This is a genomic window from Clostridium sp. MSJ-8 (assembly GCF_018918325.1).
In the GTDB taxonomy this organism is placed as follows: domain Bacteria; phylum Bacillota; class Clostridia; order Clostridiales; family Clostridiaceae; genus Clostridium.
Genome location: NZ_JAHLQH010000003.1, coordinates 1 through 7,067 on the forward strand (window position 1 = coordinate 1; position 7,067 = coordinate 7,067).

The 7,067-nt window shown below is 25.9% G+C and carries 5 protein-coding genes; all 5 read left to right on the plus strand.

What is annotated here, in order from left to right; all coding sequences use genetic code 11:
• Nucleotides 1-149: 149 nt before the first annotated feature.
• Nucleotides 150-1,694: a Tn7-like element transposition protein TnsE gene (locus KQI77_RS00045; protein ID WP_216387300.1), complete on the plus strand. Its 1,545-nt coding sequence runs from the start codon at nucleotides 150-152 to the stop codon at nucleotides 1,692-1,694.
• A gap of 199 nt (nucleotides 1,695-1,893) precedes the next feature.
• A complete protein-coding gene (locus tag KQI77_RS00050) occupies nucleotides 1,894-3,732 on the plus strand; it encodes a P-loop NTPase fold protein (protein ID WP_216387301.1) in 1,839 nt (612 codons plus the stop codon).
• Nucleotides 3,733-3,745: 13 nt separating this feature from the next.
• A complete protein-coding gene (locus KQI77_RS00055; RefSeq protein ID WP_216387302.1) occupies nucleotides 3,746-4,429 on the plus strand; it encodes a hypothetical protein in 684 nt (227 codons plus the stop codon).
• Nucleotides 4,430-4,434: 5 nt separating this feature from the next.
• Nucleotides 4,435-5,802 carry a Qat anti-phage system QueC-like protein QatC gene (qatC, locus tag KQI77_RS00060; RefSeq protein ID WP_216387303.1) on the plus strand — a complete coding sequence of 456 codons (1,368 nt, stop codon included), beginning with the start codon at nucleotides 4,435-4,437 and terminating at the stop codon, nucleotides 5,800-5,802.
• Between the two features lies 1 nt (nucleotide 5,803).
• Nucleotides 5,804-6,523: a TatD family hydrolase gene (locus KQI77_RS00065; protein WP_216387304.1), complete on the plus strand. Its 720-nt coding sequence runs from the start codon at nucleotides 5,804-5,806 to the stop codon at nucleotides 6,521-6,523.
• Nucleotides 6,524-7,067: the final 544 nt, after the last annotated feature.

The following is a 7,067-nucleotide window of genomic DNA, read 5'->3' on the forward strand; positions in this document are numbered from 1 at the left end:
CATAAAAATAAATATCAAAAAAAGGTAATTTCAGTTACCTAGCTTTGCTATCGGCTTTTTTAGAAAAAATTTAAAAAGTTATCCACAGATTGGGATATTTCTATTATGAAATATCCTCAAATATATAAATGAAAAAAATGAGGGATATAATGGGGAGAATGCAACTTAAATTAAAAAACTGGCCCTTTGATAAGGGTAAAAAGGTTCAGCTAATCTGGTTAGGTGAACCTTTTAAATATAATAGTAAGTATATGATTGATACATATTTTAATGATGGAAAGGTAACAAAAAGAATAGTTCAAGATTGGGCTAATATACATTTTTTGTCTATAGATAAATTCTATATGGATGGAGATTTGAATTCAGGAGAAGTCATTGATAAATATGGAGTTATTGAAACTATAGATATAGATTTAAACAATGTTATGCCTAAGTATAATGAGAATGACTGGAGAATAAAAGACAGTAGCTATAAGGGTAAGTCTAGGACATTTAATTTTAATAAGAATGGTAAAATTTATTCTGTTCCAGTAGTAGAAATAGTAAGAGCAGTACTTGCTCCCAATACTTTTATGTTAAATACAATATTGTATAGTAATACATTTGAAGATTATTTTACATATCAAATTAAAGATAGAATATTGAATTTATATTTAAATAGTAATTATAGAACTACAAATTTAAAGGAAAGTTATTATAAGCATATAGGTTGGATTCTAGGAAATAGGGATATATCTGATATGGTTAATGAAATAGGATATAACACTTCTTTAAAAAATCAAATGAAGTTTCAATTTAGAATACCTAATTTTAAATTTACAGCAAGAGTTAAAAGAACTAAATATGGATACTTAGTAATGGAAATTATTAAGGTTAAAGAAAAAAGAATAAACTTTGATCAAATAAAGGTGTTCCATCCTAGTTTTGAAAAATATGAAAAAAGCGATAAGTCTAAGAAGTGGTCTTATGTAAATCTAAATAATAATAGAAATAATGAAAGAAAAATAGACAATGAGGCAGAGGGCTCTACAAGAAGTGTAGAAGGTATTAAAGATGAACTTACAATACAGGAATATCTAGGTACTTTTGAAATTAAGAAAGAAAAAACTAGTTATATAAATAAACGTCAAGTTGAAGATAATAACACTAAAAAGTTTTTTAAAGAAGATAATAATAAAAGAACATTTGCTGATGAAGGTGGACAATCATTAGATAAAGGAATTGAAGCAAATAGTATTGACATAAAAAGTATAAATGGTTGCTTAAAGGATTTTATGTTGATACTAAAATATTTGAAGAATATACGAGGAATAAGAAGTGTTTCTGTAAAAGCTATGGAGTTACCAATAGTACTTAATAGAAGGTTTGCTTATTTAAGTGATGGTATAACAAGAAGAAAATGTTTAATAGTAACAATTCAGTATTTGAATAAAGAATATAAGATAATAGAAGTTGAAAGAGAAGGAAGAACTTTATCAACGTTAATTTTATCTGGTGATAATGCAAATATAGATTGGCGCTATGCAATAAATATTATATTAAAAGGCGTAGTAATGGAAAGTGGTAAATGGAGTAATGATGCTTTTGAAAAAATAAAGAAAATGGGAATTGGCATAGAGAGATATAAGCATTTAAAAAAGAGTTATTATGAAAAAGCTTGTGATATTTATGTGAAAATCGCAAATTATACATAAATATATTAAATGTTAATTGAAAAATTAATTTGGATCTAGATAGGTGATGTGGATTACTATTGTAAATAGAAAATAATATTTTTTATAGAAATATATGATATAATTTCAGTGTGGTAGAGTTTTATTATCTAATGAAACTTAATTACTAATACTTTTGAATAAAGTTTGTATAGTATAGATTTAGAAAGGTGAGTTATATATGTGGACAGACAATGCATCACAAATCGATATGTTATTTTATAAGCCATATGCTGAAATAGTGTCAAATGTAGCAATAGATACAGATAGAAATCCCTTGACAATAGGTATATTTGGATTATGGGGAGCTGGAAAATCAACATTACTAAATTTAATTAGACAAAATTATAATAATAAAAGTGAAATTATATGTGTAACAATTAATGCTTGGATGTTTGAAAGTTATGAAGATGCAAAAATTGCCATTATAGAAGCTCTTTTAAGAGAATTAGATGAAGCAGTTTCAAGTACAGATGTAAAAAAGAAATTTAGAAGTTTGTTAAAAAAAATAGATTTCCTTAAAGTTGGAACAAAAGTTGCATCTACTGCAGTACCAATAATTGCTAGTGTTGCTTCGGGGACACCAATACCATTGTTATTAAATATTCCACAAAATGCTAAGGAAATTGGAAATACAATAAAAAATATTTCTGATTCATTTCAAGATATTAAGGATAAGTATATTAAAGAAGATGAAAAAACAGATAGTATAGTTAATAATGTAAGAAAATTTAGGGAAGAATTTCAGTCGGCACTTGAAGATGAAGGAATAAAGCGAGTAGTTGTTTTAATAGATGATTTGGATAGGTGTCAGCCAGACAGAATAATTGAAACATTGGAAGCGATTAAACTGTTTTTGTCAGTTGATAAATCCACCTTTATTGTGGCTGCAGATGAAAATGTAATTCAATATTCCATAAAGAAGAAATACCCGAAGATAGATGACTTTAATATTGAGTTGGATAAGGAATACATAGAAAAAATAATACAACTTCCAATACAAATACCAGAATTATCATCTAAAGATATACAAAATTATTTATTATTATTGGTTATGCAGAAGTATCTAAAAATTGAAAGTTTTGAAAAGTTAATTTCAACTATAGCAGATAAAAAACTTATGATTAAAGAGACTGCAATTAATTTAGATCAGATAAAAGAAATTATTATTGATGATACAAGTTGTTATAAAGAAGGTATGGAAAGTGAATTTCAAGAGGTTGTAGAAGTAATTCTTCAAGTAAGAGGAATTGTAGCACATACATTAAAAGGAAATCCACGACAGGCAAAGAGATTTTTAAATACATTTATTATGAAAAGAAAGCTTTCTAAGTTATATTATGATAATGAACTTGATATGGGAGTTATGGCAAAATTGCTTGTATTAAATAAGCTTAGTCCTGATTTGTTTAATAAGTTAAATGAGTGGAATTCTACATATGATACTGAAAATGAAAAATTTAAATTGATGCTTCAAGGGATTGATGATAATGATGATGATGTTAATTCTGAATACTATAAATGGCGTAAGCCACGTATTAAAGCATGGGTAAAATGTCCACCTGTTCATTTAGAAAATATAAATTTAAATAAATATTTTTATCTTACACGAGAAATACTTAATAAACAAGATGATATTGAATCTGACTTGAGTGAAGCTAGTAGAAATATATTAGATAGAATAGGAAAATTTAATCCTGGTTTGGCTAATGGAATTATGAAGGATATGGAACAATTACATTCAGATGATTTAGAAGATGTGATGAATGTCATTATAAAGAAGATTGCATCAGGAAATATTGAATCTAATGTTTATAGTATAATATTTGAAAAGTTTTCAGAATATAGATTGGCGATTGTTGATGCAGTTAAAAAATCCAATAAAAAAGTAGGACCTGGTGAATTTCCATGTTTAAAAGCTATGTATTTAATTGATAAAGAATTAATTGAAAAATTATTAGAATATTTAGTAAAAAAGAAACTTATTAAGAAAGAAATTAAGGATAAAATTATAAAATAGGGGGGAGAAATATATGGGGACTTCAAAGGGATATATTGCACCTACAACTGTACATTGGTCAAGTGCTAAAAGAGCAGTAACAGCTTATATTAAGAATGGAGATAGTGAATCTTGTGCAAATGCGGCGTGTAAATATGCAAAAGCAATGCATAATGATATAACATCGTCAGTGAATTTTTCAAAAGCTGTAGGTAATATTTTAGCATTTGCAAAGGCTATATCTAATAGTAGTTTAAATGAGGCATTATACAATTTCAATAGAAGTGATTTAATTGGTAAATCATCTAATGATATATATAATGAACTCATCGAAGGTTTTACTAATTATGGAAGTACGGTAGAGGATTATTTATCAGCAGAATCAATCAGGTCTGCTTTGAAAATATTAGATGTAACAGAGATCGAACAGTTAAAAGATATAGATTCTATTAGTCTGCTTAAAGAAATATTGATTGAATATATTAAATTTAGCTTTGCTTTTAGATATGAAGAAAAAATACGAATAAAGAGGAGTCCAGCAGAAACAGAAAATTTGTTAATGGAAATGAATAAATATATTTCTAATGAGTTACATAATAAATTAAACTTAAAAGATATTAAAATGGTTGACTTCACTGAAATGAAAGCGGCAAATATTGTAGAAAAATCTTTAGAAGATGCATATGCGATATTTGAAATGTTTTATGAGGAGGCTTAGAGAAAATGAAGTTTTGGATAGACAAAGAAAATGAAATGCTTCCTGATGATACGTGGAAGGATTCATATATATTTACATTAACAAGACAAAAATATAGTACTATATTTACCGGAATTGCTGATACATGGTATAGAATGGATTGTTTGAAAATACCTGAGATATTTGAAGATTTATTTGTTATAGGAATTAGTATTTTTGCTTTGGACAAACGTATATCTAGAAGATTATTTACTGATTGTTGGACTAGGGATATTAGTGTATCTATTCCAGTATTAAAATTAGAAAATTGGATTGGTACTGAAAAAAAGTGGAATCAAATATTGGGATTTCTAACAGGAGATAAGTGGGATATACATTTTAGAAAATGTATAAATATGTATAGTCAAAGGAAAAATCAAAATAGGATTCATTTAGATATAGATAAATGCGATTGTATAAGTTTATTTTCTGGTGGATTAGATTCTTATTGTGGTGCTATAAAGTTACTTGAGGATGGAAAATCACCATGCTTAATTGGACATAATGAATATCCTAAGTTAAGAAAAAAACAAGCTCAATTTATTAGTGATTTTCAAAAAATATACCAAAACCAAAAAATAGAATTTGTTAGTTTCTCAGCTAATTCACGTGCACCTAAGAATATGAATGATGACAAACTGATAGGTAGCGAAAATACTTCAAGAGGGAGATCGTTGTTATTTCTATGTGCTGCACTATCAATTGCTGGTATATTAGGAAATGATATTCCGGTTTATATTCCCGAAAATGGATTTATAGGATTAAACATACCATTAACAAATAGTAGAAAAGGAACTTGTAGTACAAGAACTACTCATCCATATTTTCTAAATAGTTTACTTGAAATATTAAAAGATGTCGGTATTAACAATCCAATTATTAATTTTTTTGCATATTCTACTAAGAGAGAAATTGTTGATAGTGTGAAGGATAAAGAAGCATTTAAAATTCATTATATAGATACTATTTCATGTTCACATCCATGTTTAGCTAGGTATAATAAGAATGGGAATAATGAGTATCCTATTAATTGTGGTTATTGTTATCCATGCTTAATTAGAAAGAGTTCATTGCTTGATGTAAAAGATTATAAGTATTCTTATGAAGCTGAGACTATAGAATTTTTAGAGAAGTATGGTGAAACAGAAAAAGCAAGTGATTTACGTGCAGTAATTAGTTCTGTATACAGATATAATAAGCTTGATAATGAAAAAATAAAGGAAATGATTAGATGTTATGGACATTTGAGTGAAGAATCTATTGAAAAATTTTTAAAGGTATATAAATCTACGATGAATGATTTGATAGAATTATTTTCAAATGATGAAGAAATTAAGAAGTTAATTGGTGATTGATATGCAAAATTTAATTGATACACATTTTCATTTGGATATGTATAAAGATTATAATTATTTGTTTAGATATATAAATCAAGAAAAACAATATACATTATGTATGACTAATTCACCGGGTATCTTTTTAAGTTGTAAGAGAATATTTAATAGAAGTAAATACGTAAAGTTTGCATTAGGATTTCATCCGTTGAATATGAAGTTGAGAAAGAAAGATTTTATTGATTTTTTATATTTATTGTCTGAAACAAATTATGTAGGAGAAATAGGATTAGATTTTACGAAAAAAAATAGAATACCAAATAAGGAACAAGTATATTATTTCAAAAAAATAGTTGAAATATGTTCTAAAGAAAACAAATTGATGTCAGTTCATATACGTGGAGCAGAAGAAGAAGCATTAGAGATTATAGATAGATATCGTCCTAAGCGATGTATATTACATTGGTATACAGGTAATATTGAATATCAAAAGAAATTTATAGATTTAGGATGTTATTTTTCAATAAATGCTAGTATGTTAAAAAATGTAGAGGTTGTAAATAGTATTCCTAGGGATAAATTATTAGTAGAAAGTGATGGACCATATTCAAAAGTAAGAGGAAAGAGATTTAGCCCTCAATTATTGAGGGAAGAATATGAATGCATTGCTAAGACATTAAGTGAACCAGAAATAATTAAATTAATATATAGCAATTTTTATAAATTATTAATGATTCATTAGTGTATAAAACTTTACATTGATATATAATTTTGTAGTGAGAAAATAAAAATTATTAATTTTTATCATTTGAAATATAGTTAATAAGAATTAATTATTTAATAGGTATTAAATTTAAAAATAGGGGATTGAGTTGAGATGAAAGAAGTTATTATAAAATTAAATATTGAGAAGATTAAATACTATATTAGATAGTAAATCATATATTTAACTTAAATACTTAATATTATAAATTAGATAGCATTAATTTGTATATATTGTAATCATGACAAATTGGAAGAATATTTAAGAAATTAAAAAATATTATCTGATAAATTGAGTAAAAATTATGATAATTCTATTTTTCATAATTTCAATATTAAGTTTAAAAGAATATAGATTAAAATTATTTTGAGCCTTTAATATTAAATTAATAAATTGTAAGCGTAAAAGATTTCACGTCTACAAAAAATATAATCCTCCTAGTAAAATTAAGTAAACATTAATTTTATGGAGGATTTTTATGTATAAGAAATTAAACAATAAAGAATGGGAAGAAGCTGTTGAT

Excerpts from the sequence above, each read along its gene's own strand:
- KQI77_RS00045 (WP_216387300.1), top strand. The coding sequence starts at position 150 with ATGGGGAGAATGCAACTTAAATTAAAAAACTGGCCCTTTGATAAGGGT.
- KQI77_RS00050 (WP_216387301.1), top strand. The coding sequence starts at position 1,894 with ATGTGGACAGACAATGCATCACAAATCGATATGTTATTTTATAAGCCA.
- KQI77_RS00055 (WP_216387302.1), top strand. The coding sequence starts at position 3,746 with ATGGGGACTTCAAAGGGATATATTGCACCTACAACTGTACATTGGTCA.
- qatC (WP_216387303.1), top strand. The coding sequence starts at position 4,435 with ATGAAGTTTTGGATAGACAAAGAAAATGAAATGCTTCCTGATGATACG.
- KQI77_RS00065 (WP_216387304.1), top strand. The coding sequence starts at position 5,804 with ATGCAAAATTTAATTGATACACATTTTCATTTGGATATGTATAAAGAT.